General features: G+C 57.8%; 16 protein-coding genes and 1 tRNA gene. 10 read left to right on the top strand and 7 right to left on the bottom strand.

Features of this window, described 5'->3' with window-relative positions:
- Positions 1-101: 101 nt before the first annotated feature.
- Both IPJ12_18195 and IPJ12_18190 read left to right on the top strand, forming a co-directional pair.
- Entirely contained in the window at positions 102-653 is a 552-nt protein-coding gene (locus IPJ12_18195) for a DUF4124 domain-containing protein (protein ID MBK7649024.1), read from the top strand.
- Between the two features lie 135 nt (positions 654-788).
- Positions 789-1361: a DUF1415 domain-containing protein gene (locus IPJ12_18190; GenBank protein ID MBK7649023.1), complete on the top strand. Its 573-nt coding sequence runs from the start codon at positions 789-791 to the stop codon at positions 1359-1361.
- A 74-nt stretch (positions 1362-1435) separates the two neighbouring features.
- Here IPJ12_18190 and IPJ12_18185 read toward each other — a convergent pair whose 3' ends face one another.
- Positions 1436-1750: a hypothetical protein gene (locus tag IPJ12_18185; GenBank protein MBK7649022.1), complete on the bottom strand. Its 315-nt coding sequence runs from the start codon at positions 1748-1750 to the stop codon at positions 1436-1438.
- A gap of 73 nt (positions 1751-1823) precedes the next feature.
- Positions 1824-2960, bottom strand: coding sequence for a GGDEF domain-containing protein (locus tag IPJ12_18180; protein MBK7649021.1), 1137 nt, complete (start codon positions 2958-2960; stop codon positions 1824-1826).
- Between the two features lie 153 nt (positions 2961-3113).
- Between IPJ12_18180 and IPJ12_18175 the strand changes: the two genes are divergently transcribed.
- Together IPJ12_18175 and rarD are read left to right on the top strand one after the other, a co-directional pair.
- Positions 3114-3806, top strand: a complete 693-nt coding sequence (locus IPJ12_18175) for a DUF599 domain-containing protein (GenBank protein MBK7649020.1) — start codon at positions 3114-3116, stop codon at positions 3804-3806.
- A 4-nt stretch (positions 3807-3810) separates the two neighbouring features.
- Entirely contained in the window at positions 3811-4725 is a 915-nt protein-coding gene (rarD, locus tag IPJ12_18170) for an EamA family transporter RarD (GenBank protein MBK7649019.1), read from the top strand.
- A 38-nt stretch (positions 4726-4763) separates the two neighbouring features.
- On the opposite strand, the gene IPJ12_18165 is transcribed toward rarD, so the two are convergent.
- Both IPJ12_18165 and IPJ12_18160 read right to left on the bottom strand, forming a co-directional pair.
- On the bottom strand, positions 4764-5033 hold the full coding sequence (locus IPJ12_18165; GenBank protein ID MBK7649018.1) for a hypothetical protein: 270 nt from the start codon (positions 5031-5033) through the stop codon (positions 4764-4766).
- 108 nt (positions 5034-5141) lie between these two features.
- Entirely contained in the window at positions 5142-5762 is a 621-nt protein-coding gene (locus IPJ12_18160) for a TetR family transcriptional regulator (protein MBK7649017.1), read from the bottom strand.
- 138 nt (positions 5763-5900) lie between these two features.
- Between IPJ12_18160 and IPJ12_18155 the strand changes: the two genes are divergently transcribed.
- Genes IPJ12_18155 through IPJ12_18145 form a run of 3 tightly spaced genes read left to right on the top strand, consistent with a single transcriptional unit; the run spans position 5901 to position 11613 of the window.
- Positions 5901-7079, top strand: coding sequence for an efflux RND transporter periplasmic adaptor subunit (locus IPJ12_18155; GenBank protein ID MBK7649016.1), 1179 nt, complete (start codon positions 5901-5903; stop codon positions 7077-7079).
- 9 nt (positions 7080-7088) lie between these two features.
- A complete protein-coding gene (locus tag IPJ12_18150) occupies positions 7089-10199 on the top strand; it encodes a multidrug efflux RND transporter permease subunit (protein ID MBK7649015.1) in 3111 nt (1036 codons plus the stop codon).
- Position 10200: 1 nt separating this feature from the next.
- Positions 10201-11613, top strand: a complete 1413-nt coding sequence (locus tag IPJ12_18145; GenBank protein ID MBK7649014.1) for an efflux transporter outer membrane subunit — start codon at positions 10201-10203, stop codon at positions 11611-11613.
- A gap of 109 nt (positions 11614-11722) precedes the next feature.
- On the opposite strand, the gene rlmB is transcribed toward IPJ12_18145, so the two are convergent.
- Positions 11723-12454, bottom strand: a complete 732-nt coding sequence (gene rlmB / locus IPJ12_18140; protein MBK7649013.1) for a 23S rRNA (guanosine(2251)-2'-O)-methyltransferase RlmB — start codon at positions 12452-12454, stop codon at positions 11723-11725.
- Between the two features lie 90 nt (positions 12455-12544).
- On the bottom strand, positions 12545-13222 hold the full coding sequence (locus IPJ12_18135) for a hypothetical protein (protein ID MBK7649012.1): 678 nt from the start codon (positions 13220-13222) through the stop codon (positions 12545-12547).
- A gap of 83 nt (positions 13223-13305) precedes the next feature.
- On the opposite strand from IPJ12_18135, the gene IPJ12_18130 reads away from it, so the two are divergent.
- Positions 13306-14097: an HDOD domain-containing protein gene (locus IPJ12_18130; protein MBK7649011.1), complete on the top strand. Its 792-nt coding sequence runs from the start codon at positions 13306-13308 to the stop codon at positions 14095-14097.
- A gap of 15 nt (positions 14098-14112) precedes the next feature.
- Here IPJ12_18130 and rnr read toward each other — a convergent pair whose 3' ends face one another.
- On the bottom strand, positions 14113-16566 hold the full coding sequence (gene rnr, locus IPJ12_18125) for a ribonuclease R (GenBank protein ID MBK7649010.1): 2454 nt from the start codon (positions 16564-16566) through the stop codon (positions 14113-14115).
- Between the two features lie 40 nt (positions 16567-16606).
- Between rnr and IPJ12_18120 the strand changes: the two genes are divergently transcribed.
- Both IPJ12_18120 and IPJ12_18115 read left to right on the top strand, forming a co-directional pair.
- Positions 16607-16691, top strand: a tRNA-Leu gene (locus IPJ12_18120).
- Positions 16692-17027: 336 nt separating this feature from the next.
- Complete coding sequence (locus tag IPJ12_18115; protein ID MBK7649009.1) at positions 17028-17660, top strand: hypothetical protein; 633 nt, start codon at positions 17028-17030, stop codon at positions 17658-17660.
- The last annotated feature ends 60 nt before the right edge of the window (positions 17661-17720 follow it).

Genomic DNA, 17720 nt, shown 5'->3' with positions numbered 1-17720 from the left:
GCCGCCAGATTCAGTCGTCAAATGACTTAAGCGAACGAATTTCGGGCTTGAAAAGTTCCGGGAAAGATGCGAATCAGCCATTTTTGGGGAATAATTACCCAATGCACAGACTGTTCATTGCACTTCTCCTTCTACCGTCAGTTCCGCTCACAGCCAGTGCGGAGATCTACAAATGTCGCCTGCCGAACGGCAAGATGGAGATCGCCAACACGCCCTGCACATCGGGTAGCGGCACGGTCACCGTACGGCCGGACGACCACGTTTCCGAAGCATCAAGATTGCAGGCCGAACGAGACGTTGAGCGCATGCGTCATTACGTTGAAAGACGTGAGGCCATTCAGCAGGCCGAAGAAGCGGCTGAACGGCAGGAGCGCAACCGGCAGCAGCAGGCAGTCGCCGCCAGTCGCCCGTCCCGCCAATACAACAGCGCCGAAGAATGCCGGCGTGACCTTGACCAGATGGCGCTGGAAGCGACCCAACGCGCCCGGATGGAAGCGGAGTGCCAAGGTATTGCCCGACCGCAGACGGTTTACGTACCGGTTGCCGTCCCCACTTACCCCTATCCAAGGCACGTTCATACCGAACGTCCGCCCGCCCCGAAGGCAGCTGCCCCCAGCGCCGGCCGTATTTCTGCCACGCAACTAAAGAACTAGCCGGCGGTGCTGACTGATCCGGCTTTACCACGCATCAAGTAACAGTCAGCGTTCAGCCAGCCCGTCCGTCCGGACGCGCTAGAATGCCCGCTTTTGAGCGACTGATCAGCCGCTCATGCCATGCAAGGCCTCGCCATGACCCCGACTCTCATGCCTTATCCCGATGCTGCCAGCGAAGAGGCGATCATTGCCGCGACGAAAACCTGGGTGGAGCGCGCCGTGATCGGGCTGAATCTCTGCCCATTCGCTAAAAGCGTCTTCGTCAAGAAACAGGTTCGTTACGCCTTGACCGCCGCCACGACTGCCGACGAATTACTCGCCGAACTGGAACAGGAATTGACCCGGCTGGCCGAGACAGCGCCGGAAGAAATGGACACCACGCTGCTGATTCATCCGCTGGTGATGACGGATTTTCTCGATTTTCATTTTTTTCTGGCGGAAGCCGATGCACTGATTCGCAACCTGGGTTTCGAAGGCGTTTTCCAGATTGCCAGCCTGCATCCGCGCTATGAATTTGCCGGCAGCGAAGCGGACGACATTGCCAACTTCACCAACCGCTCGCCCTACCCGACGTTGCATATCCTCCGCGAGAGTAGCATTGACCGGGCAGTGGCGGCCTTCCCCGACGCCGAGTCCATTTTCGAACGCAATATCGAGACAATGGAACGTCTGGGCCACGAGGGCTGGAAAAAGCTCTGGCTGAGCTGAATTTCCGGATTTTTCCGGTCAACCGGGCTTGCTGCGGTCAACCGGAAAAAACGGCCAAAATTGAAATAGTCGAATCAGGCCGTTTCGTGCCCGGCGCCGTCCTTGTTCTGGCGGCCCAGCGTCAATTCGGAATTTTCACTGAGTGCGAAAAAGAAGGCATCGACTGCCTTCGGCTCGCCGGAGGCGGCGAAGGTCGTCTGACCGCATTCGCACTGGCCGACCCAGATGGCATCGATACCGCGCAGGCCACGGGTGCTGACCGGATTGATGCTGGTCACGTCGGCGCCGCAGCCGTTGCAAACCAGTTTTTCCGGACGACTTTCCTCGATTTTGGCCTGAGCTTGCGCGATACGCTGTTCGACCGTACCGCGTTGTTTGGCTTGTCCCATGTTCGCTCCTGCAAGATTTTCAGAGGCAGGCAGGATACAGGAGTTTGATCTCCATTGCCGGCCAGGTACCCGATCAGCACTCCACAAATTGGTAACAGCCCTTGCCGGCTGCCTTGGCCCGGTACATCGCCAGATCGGCACAATGAATGATCGCCTCGGGCGTCGCTGTAATCCCGAGCTGCGGGAAAAGGCAGATGCCAATGCTCGCACTGAGCATCATATCTGCGGGCAGGCCGGGAATCGGTTCTTCAATCAACTTGATCATTTTTTCGGCCAAATGCGCCGCACTGTCGCAGGAGCCGATGTCCTGAACGAGCAGGAAGAACTCGTCACCACCCAAACGCGAAATGGTATCGGTTTCGCGCATGGCCTCTGTCAGTCGCCGGGCAATTTCACGCAAGGCAATATCGCCGCTGTCGTGCCCGAGCTGATCATTCAAATTCTTGAAACCATCAAGATCGACAAAAAATCCCGCATGGCGTGCTAAATCACGACGCGCCAGCGCCAGTGCCTGGGTAATCCGGTCATCCAGCAGATCGCGGTTGGGCAGACCGGTCAGCCGATCATGCAAGGAACGTTCAAGATGCAGTTGTCGCTCCAGGTCCAGCTGTTGTTCACGCAGAAAAAGCTGACGGCGCTGGTATTCGGAGAGGTAGCCAGCGGCACCGCCGATCAGGTTGGCCGAAATCATGAAAAAATTCTGGCTGAGCAAGATCGGATCAGGAAAGGCCCGCACATAGCCGAACAATAGGTTGTAGAGCGCCAGCACGAGGATATTGATGCCAAGCGCGTCAATGAATCGCGCGCCAAGCAAATTGTAGGTATAGAAATATGCCAGCACCAGACCCGGGTAATAGTAGGCACTACTTTCGACTGGCAAATGCCAGAGCATGGCAATCAGGCCCAGCGAGGCGGCCAGACCGACCAGGGCAAGGGGAAACTGGTTGGCTTCTTCGAACCATGGCGAAAACGTCAGTGCCAGTACCGCAATCGGCACCGTCAACGCCGCCATACGGATCGACCAGACCAGCCCAAGTTGATGCGGCGGGACGTACAGATGATCGAGCGCACCATAAACGAAATAGACAAAAATGCCGACAAGGATAGCCGCCCGCCCTTGCAGACGAAGCCGTGGCAGCAAATGGCGGACGAACGCATGCTCAGTTTCCGAGTCATGGAAACTCAGTGAGAGCAAATGCATTCTGGTCATCGACAATGTGCCACGAAGATGCCTTTTGTCATAAAACAGGGAAATCGCCCACGGCGCCTTGACTACGCCTTTCAGGATAGAGCAGCCCCGTTCCTTCGACAACACCGGGTTTCCCGGATGTTGCAAGCGTCCGAGCTATGGCAAGATGCTCGAATGCACGCTTTGCCTCGCCTTGCTACGCTCGACTGGATTTCTCTGGCCATCTTTTTTGCCAGCTGGGCGGGCTATGCCTGGTTTTCGGAACATAGCCGCAGCGGCGCTGGCGGATTGATCGGCACCAGTCAGAAATACCGCCTGCAATGGGCTTACCGGATGCTGGAGCGCGACATTCGCGTCATGGATTCGACCTTGATCGGCAATCTGATGACGAGCGTTTCGTTCTACGCCAACACCACCATCTACATCATCGCCGGCCTGGTTGCTGCGCTCGGCGCCTCGGACAAGCTGCTCAGCTTCACCGCCGACCTGCCCTTTGGTGGCGCCGGCAATCGCGAATTGCTTGAAATCAAGCTGATGCTGCTGCTCGCTTCCTTCGTCTTCGCCTATTTCAAATTCACCTGGTCGCTGCGCCAGTTCAACCTGCTCTCCATCCTCGTCGGTGCCGCACCGCTCGGCAAGGCCGGCGAGCCCGGCATCGACAGCTATGCGCAGCGCGTCGCCGGGACCAACAATCTGGCCGGCGACGATTTCAATCGTGGCATCCGCGCCTACTACTTTGGCCTGGCAGCCTCCGGCTGGCTGCTCAACCCGCTGCTGCTCGGCGGCCTGGCCATTCTTGTGCTGATCGTGCTGTTCCGGCGCGACTACCGCTCGCCGGCGCTGCACAATCTGCGCGACCAACCTTGATCCGATGGCCGCGAACCGACCACTGGCCGGCATCGCCTTCGGCCTGATCGCCTACGGCATCTGGGGTTTCTTTCCGCTCTACTTTCACCAGTTGTCCGGTATTTCGCCGATGGATATCCTGTCCAATCGGGCCGTCTGGGCTTTCGTTTTTGTCGGCATCCTGCTCACCCTGCGCCAGCGCTGGGGCACGGCACTGGCCGTTTTCAGGACGCCGCGCTACATCATCATGCTGGCCCTGGCCGCGCTGCTCGTCGGCAGCAACTGGTTGATGTTTCTGTGGGCCGTCGCCCATCAGCAAGTAGTTGCTTCCAGCTTCGGCTATTTCCTGACGCCATTGGTCAACGTCCTGCTCGGCCTCGTCGTGCTCAAGGAGCGCTTGAATCGGCTGGAATGGATCTCTGTCGCCCTGGCCGTCGCCGCCATCGTTAATGAAGTCATCACCCTTGGCAGCCTGCCTTGGATCTCGCTATTTCTGGCCGCAACCTTCGGCACTTACGGACTGGTCCGTAAGCAGGTTCCGGTCGATGCCATCTCTGGTCTGTGGCTGGAAACACTGGTCATGCTGCCAATCTGCGGCATTTACGCGCTATGGCAGGCGCAAAGTGGACATTTTGTTTTTGGCGATTTTTTCCGGTTGACCGCGGGGCCTGCCAATAACGGCATGGTTGCCGCATTATTGGTCGGCTCGGGTATTCTCACCGCACTACCGCTGATGGCTTTTGCGGCAGCGACGCAACGCCTGGATCTGGCGACCGTCGGCATGCTGATGTACATCAACCCGACGCTGCAATTTCTGACCGCCGTATTCATCTTCAACGAACCGATGCAGACCGGCCGCTTGATCAGCTTCGCGCTGATCTGGCTGGGCCTCTTTGTCTTCAGCGCCAGCCTGTGGCGAAAATATCGGCAACCAAGCTGATCGCTGCCATCGCTGGCAACAATCAGGCGGCGGCGATTTTAAACGTCGCCCCCGGTCGCCGGCAGCAACTCAATTTTCTGCATCGGCAACTCGGCTACCCTGAGTCTGAGCACCCCGTTGCCATGCCAGAACAGAACGATCCAGATCAGCGAGCCCAAAGGGATGACGACGCCGATACCGAACAAAAAAATCTTGATTGAACGCCCGGCCGATGAACGGGCTGCAAACATGGCTTCCGTGGCTTTGGGCAAGCTGCGAATCAGGCTGGTATAAGCACGCAGCAAGGTAACGGCGTTTTTTATTATCATGGCCGGCGATTCCTCGTCTAATGTGGATGGAATTATCGGCGCCGAGTATTTCCGGCAGATGACCGTCGCCAAACTTCCAGGCGGCCTGACTGGTTGAGCATTAAATGCTTAGCCCCGGCGCCGCAGCGCCATGTGGGTCGTAATCATGGCCGGAATCTGCTTGTCAATATCCGAGCCCTTCTGGCAGCCCAGCATCAGATGCAGCAGGCCGCTGGTGAAAGCCCAAGTGTCACGGGCCGTGGCCAGCGGGTCCAGCCCCTGGCGCAGCATGCCTTTATCGGCTGCCTTGCGATAGACACGTTCAATTTTTTCAAGAAACTCATAGGCCGGACGACCCACCTCATCCTGCACGCTGGCAAACTCATCGACGTATTCACAGCGGGAAATCATGATCTCGAAGACTTCGCGGACGACCGAGCAATCGTCAAGCACGCGGAAGAACTCCTTCAGCGATGCTTCGATGGCATCCAGTGGATTGTCGTAGGATTCTGATAGCAAGAACGAATCCGTGCGCTCCACCATGGGAGCGAAGACATCGGCGCGCATGGCGAAAAACAGCTCCGCCTTGTCCTTGAAATGCCAGTACACCGCGCCACGCGTGACGCCGGCTTCCTTGGCAATTTTCTCCAGCGTTGAACGGCTGACACCACATTCGTGAAAAACGGCGCGCGCCGATTCAATAATCTCCTTGCGGGTTTTTTCTGCTTCTTCCTTGGTTTTTCTAACCATATTGATCTCTCCGGGCCTGGCAATTTTCTGGCTTGGCCGCTGTCCATGTTAAGCCATCACAACCTTCACCTGAAATATTTTACATACATCCTTGTTTGTATATAATAGCTCAAACATTTCAAATTTGGAGCAATTCCCATGACTTCCGGAAATCTGCCGCGGCGTAAAACCATTTCGATCATCCTTGGCGCGACCGTACTCGGTACCGCCCTGCTCGCCGGCTGCTCGGACAGCAAACCGGCCGGCGCACCGCCAATGGGGCCGATGCCGGTCACTGTGCTCGACGTTCAGCCACAGAATGTACCCAGTTCCGTCGAGGTCATGGCGCAAACCGAAGGTGCCCGTGAAACCGAAGTGCGCGCCCGCGTTGCCGGCATTCTGGTCAAACGACTCTACCAGGAAGGCGAAACGGTCAAGGCCGGCCAGCCGCTGTTCCAGATCGACCGCTCGACCTACGAAATCGCGCTGGCCGAGGCCAAGGCCAAGGCCGAGCAGACAAGCCGCGAAATGAATCGCCTGAAAGGCCTGATCGTGGCCAAGGCGATCAGCCAGAAGGAATACGACGACGCAGCCTCGGCCAATGCCATCGCCCAGGCCGCGCTACACCAGGCCCAGCTCAACCTGTCGTGGACGACCGTTACCGCGCCGGTGTCCGGCACCACCGGCCGCGCTGCGAAATCCGAAGGCAACCTGATCACTGCCGGTGCCGACAGCCTGCTCACCTCAATCTACCAGAGCAACCCGATCTGGGTTCGCTTCAGCCTCGGTGACAGCGATCTGGCCAAGCTGGCCGGCGGCCGCGCCACCAGAAGCAACATTACCGGGGTCGAGCTGATCCTGGCGGACGGCACTGTTTATCCGAAGACCGGCAAACTCAATTTCCTGGCCGGCAACATCGACACCACGCTCGGCACCCAAGCCCTGCGTGCCGAGTTCGACAACCATGACAACCAGTTGCTGCCTGGCCAGTTCGTCCGTATCCGCCTGATTACCGGTGAGCGCGACGGTGTTTTCCTGGTGCCGCAATCGGCCGTCATTCAGTCCGAGCAAGGTACTGTTCTCATGCTTGCCGGTGAAGGTGACAAGGTTGCACCGCGCCCGGTGCAGGTCGGCGAATGGCGCGGCAAGGACTGGGTCATTCTCGGTGGTCTGAAGGCTGGCGACAAGGTGATCATCGACAACCTGATCAAGCTGCGCCCAGGCGCCCCGGTTGCCCCACACGGCCCGGGTGAAAAGCCGGGCGCTCCAGCCCCGGCCAAAGAAGGTGCCGCCGCTCCCGCCAAGGACACTGCAGCCGCACCGGCCAAGCAGGGTTAAGGAGCAGCCATGTCAAAATTCTTCATCAACCGGCCGATCTTTGCGTCGGTCATCTCGATCATCATCGTCATCGCGGGTCTGGTCGCCTCGCGGGTGCTGCCTATCGCGCAGTATCCGGAAATCGCGCCGCCAACCGTGCTGATCTCCGCCACCTATCCGGGTGCTTCGGCCGAAACCCTGGCCAAGACAGTCGCCGCGCCGATCGAGGAGCAGTTGAACGGCGTCGAGAACATGCTGTACTTCAATTCTTCGGCCACTGCCAACGGTACCGTGACGATCACCGCGACTTTCGAGGTCGGCACAAATGCCGACCTTGCCGCGGTCAACGTCAACAACCGGGTCAAAGCGGCCGAGCCGCGCCTGCCTGCCGCCGTGCGGACCAACGGGGTGATCGTCCAGAAGCGTTCGAATGACATTCTGAACGTCGTTGCGCTGAAGTCCGAGGGCGGCAAGTACAGCACGCTGTTCCTGTCCAACTACGCCAGCCTGAACATTGCCGATGAACTGAAGCGGATCAAGGGCGTCGGCGACGTCACCATTTTTGGTGCCCAGGATTACTCGATGCGTATCTGGCTGAAGCCGGACCGCATGGCACAACTCGGTGTGACGGCCAGCGAGGTGTCCAGTGCCATCTCCGCCCAGAACGCCCAGAACGCTGCCGGCAAGATCGGTCAGGATCCCTCCCCGGCAGACCAGCAGCTAGTTTATACGGTGACGGCTAAAGGAAGGCTGCTGAGCGAAGAGGAGTTCGGCAACATTGTCATTCGCGCCAGCGGCCCCGGCGGCATCTTGCGCCTCAGGGACATTGCCCGCATCGAACTCGGCGCCTACAACTATGACCAGCGCGTCACGCTGGATGGCCAGCCGACCATCGCCATGGGCGTCTTCCTGCAGACGGGCGCCAACGCGCTGGAAACCGCCGCCGCCATCCGCAGCAAGATGGACGAATTGAAACTTCGTTTCCCGGAGGGTATGGACTACGTTATCCCCTACGACACGACCTACTTTGTGTCAGCTTCAATCAAGGAAGTTGTCCACACCTTGGTCGAGGCCATGTTGCTGGTTCTTGCCGTCGTCTTCATCTTCCTGCAGAGCTGGCGCGCCACGCTGATCCCGATGATCGCCGTGCCGATCTCGCTGATCGGCACGTTCGCCGGCCTCTGGCTGTTCGGCTTCTCGATCAACATGCTGACACTTTTCGCCATGGTGCTGGCAATCGGCATCGTCGTCGACGACGCCATCGTCGTGCTGGAAAACGTCGAGCGCCTGATGGCCGAGGAAAAACTGCCACCCAAAGAGGCGGCGATCAAGGCGATGCAGCAGGTAACCGGTGCGCTGATCGCCATCGTGCTGGTACTCTGCGCGGTGTTCGTCCCGGTCGCCTTCCTCGGCGGCATTGCCGGCCAGCTCTACAAGCAGTTTGCCGTTACTGTCGCGGTTGCCGTCGTACTTTCCGGCGTTGTCGCGCTAACTCTGACACCGGCGCTGTGCGCGCTGCTGCTCAAGGCGCAGCATACCGAGAACAAATGGTTCGCGCCGTTCAACCGGATGTTCGAGCGCCTGACCGGCAACTACACCCGTGCTGTCGGTTTCACGCTCAAGCACGGCATCATCGGCGCCTTGATTTTTGCCCTGATGATCGGCGGAACCTTAGCCTTCTTCCGCATCATCCCCGGCGGCTTCGTACCGGCCGAAGACCAGGGATACCTCGTCTCGGCGTTGATCCTGCCTGACGGCGCAACACTGAAGCGCACCGAGAAAACCGGTGAAAACATGCGCCAGATGTTTGCCAAGGATGAAGCGGTGGCCCACACCTTCATCGTTTCCGGCTTCGACCTGATCGGCGGTGGCAACAAGCCCAATGCCGGCACCATTTTCATCCCGCTCAAGGACTGGTCGGAACGTCAGGGCAAGGCACAAGACCTGGCCGGCAAGTTCATGGGCTTCGGCATGATGCAGCCGGACGGCATCGGCCTGGTCTTCAATCCGCCGCCGATCCGTGGCCTCGGCACCGCCGGCGGCTTCGAAGTCTATGTCCAGAACCGCGTGGATGGCGATGCCCGCAAGCTCAACGAGGTTACCCAGGGCTTCATCGCCGAATTGCAGAAGCACCCGGAATTCACCCGTATCTCGACCTTCTTCCGGCCAACCGTGCCGCAACTGTTTGTCGAGGTTAACGAGCAGAAGGCCTTGGCACTCGGCATCCCGATCGGCGATATCTACTCGACGCTGCAAAGCACGATGGGCGCGCTCTACGTCAATGACTTCAACAAGGCCGGCCGCGTCTATCGCGTCCAGCTGCAGGCCGAGGCGGACTACCGCATGAAGCCGGAAGACATCGGCAAGGTCTACGTCAAGAGCACGACCACCGGCGCAATGATTCCGCTGTCCGCGGTCACTGTCGTCAAAAACATCGTCGGCCCGGAGCAGATCGAACGCTTCAATGGCTTCATCGCCGCCAAGGTAATGGGCGACAGCAAGCCGGGCATCAGTTCGGGTGACGCCATCAAGATCGTCGAGGATGTCGCCGCTGCAACCCTGCCCGACGGTTACGGTGTCGCATGGACAGGCCAGGCTTTCCAGGAAAAGCGCAGTTCCGGCTCTTCGCTGCAGGCTTTCGGCTTCGCCGTGGTGATGGTCTTCCTGATCCTTGCCGCCCAGTACGAGAAATGGTCGCTGCCGGTCGCCGTCGTGATGGCCGTGCCCTTCGCGCTGATGGGCGCGCTGACGGCGATCTGGGTACGTGGTATGCCGAACGACATCTACTTCCAGATCGGCCTCGTTGTGCTGATCGGGCTGGCGTCGAAAAACGCCATCCTGATCGTCGAATTTGCCGCCCAGAAATACGATGAAGGGATGAGTGCCACCCAGGCGGCGATCGAAGCGGCACGCCTGCGCCTGCGGCCGATCATCATGACCTCGCTCGCCTTCGTGCTCGGCGTCTTCCCTCTGGTCAAAGCCACCGGCGCCGGTGCTGGCGCCCGCCAGTCGATGGGTACCGGCGTCTTTGGCGGCATGCTGGCCGCCACCTTCATCGCCACGCTGTTCATCCCGCTCTTCTTCAAATGGCTGGAGCGCGGCAAGCAGCAGACGCCGACCGCTCCGACGGAGGAAAACTAAGATGTATTCCCTGCCCACAAATATTTCCAAAATTCGCCTGATTTTGGCGTTGACCGCAGCATTCGCCCTCGCCGGCTGTGCCGTCGGCCCTGACTACATCCGTCCGGCATCCACCTTGCCGGAATCGGCACAGGATGTTGCGACGGCTGAAGCGCCAGTCAATCCGACGTGGTGGACGCTGTTTGGCGATGCCGATCTCAACGCACTGGTCGAGCAAACGTTAGCTGCCAACCAGGACCTGCAGGCTGCCATCGCCCGCCTTGAAGCGGCCGAAGCGGCGGCCCGCGAAGCCGGGGCCGACTACTTGCCACGCATCGGCCTGGAAGCCAGCACCGGTCGCAACAAGAGCAGCGGCGAAACGTTCAACGGCAAAAAAATCGGGGGTGCCACCTATAACAGCAACCGCGTAGCCGCAACGCTGAGCTACGAAGTCGACCTCTGGGGGCGCATCCGGCGCAACAACGAAGCCGTTCGCGCCGACACTCTGTCCAGCCGCTTCGGTCGCGACAGCCTGCGCCTGACCCTGGTCAGCGAGGTCGCCAATGAATACCTCAATCTGCGCAGTCTGGATGCCCAGATCGACGTCACGACACAAACCCTGGAATCGCGCAAGCAAGCACTCAAGATCGTGCAGGCCCGCGTGAACGGTGGCACCGCCTCGGGACTGGAACAGGCTCAGGCCGAAAGCGCGTTGAATAGTGCGCAGGCGCAGTGGAGCGAGCTGAAACGCCAGCGGGCGCTTTCCGAAAGCCAGATTGCGCTGATCAGCGGCCAACCCGGTATGAAGATCAATGCCACCGGTCTCGACCAGCTGCCACTGCCGCCAACGCCGCCAGCCGGCCTGCCCTCTGCGCTACTTGAAGTGCGCCCGGATATTCGTCAGGCCGAAGAAAAATTGGTCGCTGCCAACGCCCGCATCGGCGTCGCCAAAGCTGCCTACTATCCAACGATCAGCCTGACCGGCGCCCTGGGCAGCGAAAGCATGGCGCTCTCCAACCTGTTCTCGGGCGGTGCCGGCATCTGGTCTACCGCCCTCGGTCTCGCCATGCCGATCTTCGACGCCGGTCGCACTGGCGCGCGGGTCGACCAGGCCACCGCTGCGCAGAAGGAAACCTTGGCCAACTACCGGAAAACGGTGCAAACCGCCTTCAAGGAAGTCAATGATGCGATTGTCGGCCTGCACGCCTATAGCGACGAAGAAGCTGCCTACTCGGCGCAAGTTGGCGCTTCGCAAAAGGCACTTGATCTGGCCCAGAAACGCTACGAAGCTGGCTACAGTGGCTATATGGATCTGCTGGACGCCCAACGCACGCTGAACAGCGCTCAATTGCAGTATCTGGCCAGCCGCAAGAGTCGGCTGGGCGCGGCAGTTGATCTGTTCAAGGCAATGGGCGGCGGCTGGGTGGCGGGTTAATTCAGGTCAGCGCCCCGCCGGGATTTCCAGCAGGGTGCTACGGTCAACCGGAAAAATCAGCCGAAAATGAAATATGGGCGGGCCATGCGGTCCGCCCTTTATCTTTGCATCAGCCCAAACGGCGACGCGCCTCAAACAGGCAAACGCCCGCCGCCACCGAGACGTTGAGACTTTCGACAGATCCGTACATCGGAATCTTGACCAACTGGTCGCAATTTTCGCGCGTCAAGCGACGCATGCCCTCGCCTTCGGCACCCAGCACCCAGGCCGTCGCTTTCGGCCATTCGGCTGCGTAGAGATCGCTTTCTGCCTCACTCGCCGTGCCAACCACCCAGATCTCGCGTTCCTGCAGCTCCCGCAGCGTCCGTGCCAGGTTGGTCACCATCACGTAAGGTACCGTTTCGGCGGCGCCGCAGGCTGTCTTGGCCGCCACATCGGTCAGCCCGACCGCCCTGTCCTTGGGCGCGATGACGGCATGCACACCGGCCGCATCGGCAACGCGCAGACAGGCACCGAGGTTGCGCGGGTCCGTAATGCCGTCCAGCACCAGCAAAAACGCCGGCTCTTCCAGCGTATCCAGCACATCATCAAGGTGGGCCAGTTTGCGATCACCCTCAATGCGGGCCAGAACCCCCTGATGTTTCGCGCCGGGTGCCATGCCGTCGAGCCGACTGCCGTCAGCGCCAATCACCTTGACGCCCTGCAACTCGGCGTGGGCCAGCAAATCGCGGGCTCGCGCGTCATGGCGTGTCGCATCGATGACGATTTCCTTGACCGACTCCGGGTCATGACGAAGTTTGGCGGTTACGGCGTGAAAACCGTAGATCAGACGGGAAGACATAGCTGCTTTCTTGATTCAGGAGCGCGAATTTTACCGCGCCACTGGCATCGGCCGGTAACGGCCTCAACACACCAAGGCATAAGCGACCTGTCAGAGCCCCTTGAGCAAAGAATCTTCGCGGGAAATCCAGCGCGACAGCAAAAGATCATGTAGCGCTATGTGGTTGGTCACCCAGCGGGTCAACAACTGATCGAGTTCGCGAATTCGGGACACCACGTGATGCGAATCAAGCGCGGAAACGATCTCCTGGACCGACATCGAAATCGCCGCATGGTCTTCCATGTGGGCTTCACAGACATCACGGTCGACCATCAGCAACAAGGAGTCGCGCATGACCGTTTCTTCGGTCTTGAAATGATCGAGAATAAACGCGAACACATCGCCAAGCATCCCGACCAAATCTGCTTCGCAACGCTGTTGCACGGCAGAGCCACAACCGAGACAATCTTTCAAACCATATTGATCAATACATATCTTGCGCAAATTGGCTATGGCGCCAATCAGGAAACGATGCTCGAAATCGATGAGTTTGTGTCCAGTCACCAACTCCGGCGGCAGTTCGCCGGTCGCCATCCAGTGAGCAGTAATATCAGTCAAAGCACTGGCAGAAGTCCCATCCTGGAAAGGGTTAGAAACCACCAACTGCTTCGTCATCTCCACTCCACAAAATTCAGGGTATAGTATTTTACCGATGTAAATTGGCTGCGATTGCGTAACAATTGTGAAGTTTCGTAATACCCGCCACCCCCAACAAGTCATGCCAATCAAGGATTCGTTTGCTTTCGGACAACCAGAAGCGCTGGGGCGTAGACCAGTGGGCGGCCTATCTGAGCAGCCGGGAGTTGCCATGCATGCCACGTTCGAAATTGATGTTGCAGCAGTTGGAGTCGACGCTGGGAGAACAACTTTCGGCTCGAGAACTTGCCGACATTGCGGGGGGGGACCCCTTTCTTTGTCTTCGACTGTTACGCGAGTCAGAAAGCCACAGAGTCCGGCGACTTGAACATGAAACGACGACGCCACTGGGCGCCGTCATGCAACTCGGTACCGACACTTTCCGCAGACTCCTGCTTGACAGTCCGGAAACAGATGAAACAGTTATGGGGCTGGCCGGCTGTGAAGCGCGTGCCTTTCTGGCAAGACATCTGGCATTACGCTGGGGAACTGCTCGGGCAGATGTCTCACCCGATGAAATCGCCATGGCTGCCCTGCTCTCCGAAATCGGCGAACTGTTGCTCTGGATGTTTGCTCCGGATTTACCGGAAGCGGCTGATTCAGCGCTGCATTCCGGCCGGTCAGCCCGCTCGCTGCAGGCACAGGTGGACGCGTGCGGATTCCGCTTCAAGGATTTGACCCTCAAGTGCGCATTGATCTGGCACCTTCCACCCTTGCTGACACAATTGATACGCGGCGTCGACAATCCCCGAGCCAACCTGTCGCGTGTCTGCGTGGACGCAGCCCGCCACCTGATCACGGGGGGCCCGGATGACCCAGCGCTGCCTTCGGATATCGCCGAAGCCAAACACATCATCCCCAGCGCAACGCTTGAATGGCTCGCCGAGCAACTTCCCGGCCTCAATGAGGCACAAGTCGCTGGTATCGCACTCAAGGCGGCCGATCTGATCGACCCGCGCCACCATTGAGGGCGATTGCTACGGTCAACGCTTTTTTGTCACCGTTTTGCGAGCCGGCTTGGCAGCCCCTGTCTTGCTCTGCGAGGCTGGCGACTTCTTGGCAGCAGGCTTCGCAGAAACCTTGACCGACTTCTTGGCCGAAGGTTTGGCAGACTTGGTAGCCACCTTGCTTCCAGCTTTCTTGGTGGCTGGCACTTTGACTGCTACCGCCTTGGTTGCCATCACTTGAGCAACCGGGCGCTTGCCTGCCGATGATTTCACTGCCCCCTTGGGTAGTGTCTTGCTTCCCGCGTAAGCCTTCTCGCTACCAGCCAGGACAAAATCTATGCGGTTCGATTCCAGATCCGCCCGTACCAGTTTGACGCGCACCCGGTCACCCAGACGGAAACGCTGGCCCGTCCGTTCGCCCAGCATCTGGTGCTTGATATTGTCGAACTGGAAGTAATCGGCGCCCAGATCGGAGACATGAACCAGACCTTCGATATAAACCGTGTCCAGCGCGACAAATATCCCGAAGGCGGTCACCGCCGAAATCGTCCCTTCGAACTCTTCGCCAATGCGTTCCTTCATGAAGAAAGTCTTCAGCCAGTTTTCGACGTCACGCGTAGCCTCGTCGGCTCGACGCTCGGTACTGGAACACTGTAGGCCAATGTCATCCCAGGGTCGATCCGGCGTATAGATTTCCCCGGCCAGCACGGCCTTGATGGCGCGATGGACAAGCAGGTCGGGATAGCGGCGGATTGGCGACGTAAAGTGCGTGTAGTGCTCATAAGCCAAGCCGAAATGGCCGACATTGTCGGGGCTGTACATCGCCTGACGCAGCGAACGCAGCATCACCGTCTGCAGTAACTGGAAGTCCGGACGCTGCTTCACCTTTTCGAGAAGAATGGCGTAATCCTTAGCCCGAGGATCATCGCCACCGCCCAGGGCAAGACCAAACTCTCCGAGGAAGGTGCGCAGGTTCACCAGTTTCTCTTCCGATGGCGCAGCATGAATGCGGTAAAGGCAAGTCTGCTTGTTCTCAGCCAGGAAATCAGAGGCGCAAACGTTGGCGGCCAGCATGCACTCCTCGATGATCCGGTGCGCATCGTTGCGTACCACCGGCACGATATTTTCGATCTTGCCCTGTTCGTTGAACAGCATCTGCGTTTCGGTCGTCTCGAAATCGATCGCTCCACGCTGGCCTCGTGCCTTGTGCAAGGCGGCAAACAGTTTGTAGAGATTCTGGACGTGCGGCAAAACGCTGCGGTGGACATCGGTCTCCGGCTCTTTTTCACCGGACAGCCAGGACCAGACAAGGTTGTAGGTCAAACGGGCATGCGATTTAAACACCGCTGGATAGAATTTGTATTTACCGATCTTGCCAGTCGAACTGATCTCCATGTCGCAGACCATGGCCATCCGTTCAACATCCGGATTCAACGAACAAATGCCGTTGGACAGCTTTTCAGGCAACATCGGAATCACACGGCGTGGGAAATAGACCGAGTTGCCACGTTCCACCGCCTCGCGATCAAGCGCCATCCCCGGCTTGACGTAGTGCGACACGTCCGCGATTGCCACCACAAGGCGCCAACCACGACCTTTCTTTTCGCAATACACAGCATCATCAAAATCACGCGCAGTCTCGCCATCAATGGTCACCAGCGCCATGTCGCGTAAATCCTCGCGACCTTTCAGGTCCGCCTTGGTGACCTTGTCAGGCAAGGCCTTGTTTTCATCCAGCGCAGATTTCGAGAATTCGAAGGGCAGATCATGCTTGCGCAAGGCAATTTCGATCTCCATCCCCGGATCAGCATAATTGCCCAGCACCTCAATGATCTTGCCAATAGGCTGTGAAAATTTGCTGGGCTGCTCAATGAGCTGAACCATCACTACCTGACCGGATTGCGGCTTGTTCTTTGCCTTGGGCTCGGGCGGCACCAGAATATCCTGCGATATTCGCTTGTTTTCTGGCGCGACAACCACTACCCCATGTTCGACAAACACCCGCCCTACAATCCGTGTATTGACTCGCTCGGTAACCTCGACAATGCCACCCTCCGGGCGCCCCTTGCGGTCGATGCCGGTAACCCGCACCAGCGCTCGATCACCATGAAGCACTTTTTTCATCTGATGCTGATCAAGGAAAATATCGGCACTACCATCATCAGGAATCAGGAAGCCATAACCGTCCGGATGACCCTGAATTCGGCCGGCCGTCAAACTCGCCCGCTCCGGCAGCATATAGGCCCCTTTGCGATTTCGCATCAGTTGACCTTCACGCTCCATCGCCCCCAAGCGACGCTGAAACATTTCGCGCTCGCTCTCGGCAATATCGAGCAACGCCATCAACTCACCGAATTCAACCGGACGTGCTTCATCAGTCAAAATCTGGGAAACATATTCGCGGGACGGCAAAGGAAACTCATACCTAGCCAACTCCCGCTCAAAAAATGGATCAGCGCGGCGAATTTTTGATAACTTTTTTCTTGACATCAATTCTTCTTTCTCTATAATGGCGGCTCTTCGCACCTGTGCCCAGGTGGCGGAATTGGTAGACGCACTAGTTTCAGGTACTAGCGGGTAACTCCGTGGGGGTTCGAGTCCCTTCCTGGGCACCAACGATTAAGCTAAAGCTCTGATTATTCAGGGCTTTTTGCTTTTCTGAGCATGAAAAATCCAAAATATGGTCATCTGGTGAGACAGATGGTCGGACAGCACACCTACTGCGGTCTTGGGGTTTCATCAAAATGCGAGTTCCATCCTATGTTAGTCGCTCACGACACGGCATTTACTATTTTCGCCTATATGTTCCAGAACACCTACGGTCTATAACAGGCAACCGTACCAATATTCGAAAATCCTTGCGTACAGGGAATGCTCAAGAAGCTATACGACTAGCCAGAGGCCTTGTAGCTCAATACCATAGTGCTTTTGCATCTGATCAGCCCAACACTATGGCAATCAAACCCAGTCCGGACGATACACACCTCATAGCCGAAATTGACTTATCAAAAGGTGTGTTCAAGCTCGATTACGACCAGAACAATCCGGACGAAGTCACCAACGCTGAACGCATTCTGAAAATCCTTGAGGCTCGCCACAATGCCCCTGTGAGCCATCAAAACACTCTGGTAGCACCTACCTCACACGAAGCGCCCAAAAACAGCGCTGGCGTCAATTTCTCGGATGCCGTTGAAGCATTTATCAAGAGTGCTACAGAAATCAAACCTGGACAACGTACGTCCAAAAAAGGTTGGAACACTAAGGCGTCAGCAGGAGAGCGGGTAGCCAATCTGAATGCATGGGTGTATCACATTGGTGATATTGACGTAGCTCACATCACACACGAAATGATTATTGAAGCACGAACCAACATCGCGCTTACTCCACCTAACTTTACAAAACGGCAAACCACTACATACAAAGGTCAAACCCTAGAAAGCGTACTTGCAAAGCAAAAGACCAGATGGCACAAGTACCGTGAAGATGTTGAAGAAGCTCGAAAAAATGACATGCAAGTGATTAATATTGCATTAGAAGACTATGTTGTCGGCGCGCGTTTAATTTTGACCACCTGTGCTCGTTGAATTTTGACCAGGTGTGATAGCCACCTGACATAGGTTGGCTTGTGGATAAGTGTAGCTCAG

It is taken from the genome of Betaproteobacteria bacterium (genome assembly GCA_016709965.1).
GTDB classification, from domain to species: Bacteria; Pseudomonadota; Gammaproteobacteria; order Burkholderiales; family Rhodocyclaceae; genus Azonexus; species Azonexus amarohabitans.
This window is presented reverse-complemented; position numbering and strand designations above follow the sequence as displayed.

Excerpts from the sequence above, each read along its gene's own strand:
- IPJ12_18180 (MBK7649021.1), bottom strand. The coding sequence starts at position 2,960 with ATGACCAGAATGCATTTGCTCTCACTGAGTTTCCATGACTCGGAAACT.
- IPJ12_18185 (MBK7649022.1), bottom strand. The coding sequence starts at position 1,750 with ATGGGACAAGCCAAACAACGCGGTACGGTCGAACAGCGTATCGCGCAA.
- IPJ12_18175 (MBK7649020.1), top strand. The coding sequence starts at position 3,114 with ATGCACGCTTTGCCTCGCCTTGCTACGCTCGACTGGATTTCTCTGGCC.
- IPJ12_18160 (MBK7649017.1), bottom strand. The coding sequence starts at position 5,762 with ATGGTTAGAAAAACCAAGGAAGAAGCAGAAAAAACCCGCAAGGAGATT.
- IPJ12_18150 (MBK7649015.1), top strand. The coding sequence starts at position 7,089 with ATGTCAAAATTCTTCATCAACCGGCCGATCTTTGCGTCGGTCATCTCG.
- rarD (MBK7649019.1), top strand. The coding sequence starts at position 3,811 with ATGGCCGCGAACCGACCACTGGCCGGCATCGCCTTCGGCCTGATCGCC.
- IPJ12_18155 (MBK7649016.1), top strand. The coding sequence starts at position 5,901 with ATGACTTCCGGAAATCTGCCGCGGCGTAAAACCATTTCGATCATCCTT.
- IPJ12_18115 (MBK7649009.1), top strand. The coding sequence starts at position 17,028 with ATGGCAATCAAACCCAGTCCGGACGATACACACCTCATAGCCGAAATT.
- IPJ12_18165 (MBK7649018.1), bottom strand. The coding sequence starts at position 5,033 with ATGATAATAAAAAACGCCGTTACCTTGCTGCGTGCTTATACCAGCCTG.
- IPJ12_18195 (MBK7649024.1), top strand. The coding sequence starts at position 102 with ATGCACAGACTGTTCATTGCACTTCTCCTTCTACCGTCAGTTCCGCTC.
- rnr (MBK7649010.1), bottom strand. The coding sequence starts at position 16,566 with ATGTCAAGAAAAAAGTTATCAAAAATTCGCCGCGCTGATCCATTTTTT.
- IPJ12_18190 (MBK7649023.1), top strand. The coding sequence starts at position 789 with ATGACCCCGACTCTCATGCCTTATCCCGATGCTGCCAGCGAAGAGGCG.
- rlmB (MBK7649013.1), bottom strand. The coding sequence starts at position 12,454 with ATGTCTTCCCGTCTGATCTACGGTTTTCACGCCGTAACCGCCAAACTT.
- IPJ12_18130 (MBK7649011.1), top strand. The coding sequence starts at position 13,306 with ATGCCACGTTCGAAATTGATGTTGCAGCAGTTGGAGTCGACGCTGGGA.
- IPJ12_18145 (MBK7649014.1), top strand. The coding sequence starts at position 10,201 with ATGTATTCCCTGCCCACAAATATTTCCAAAATTCGCCTGATTTTGGCG.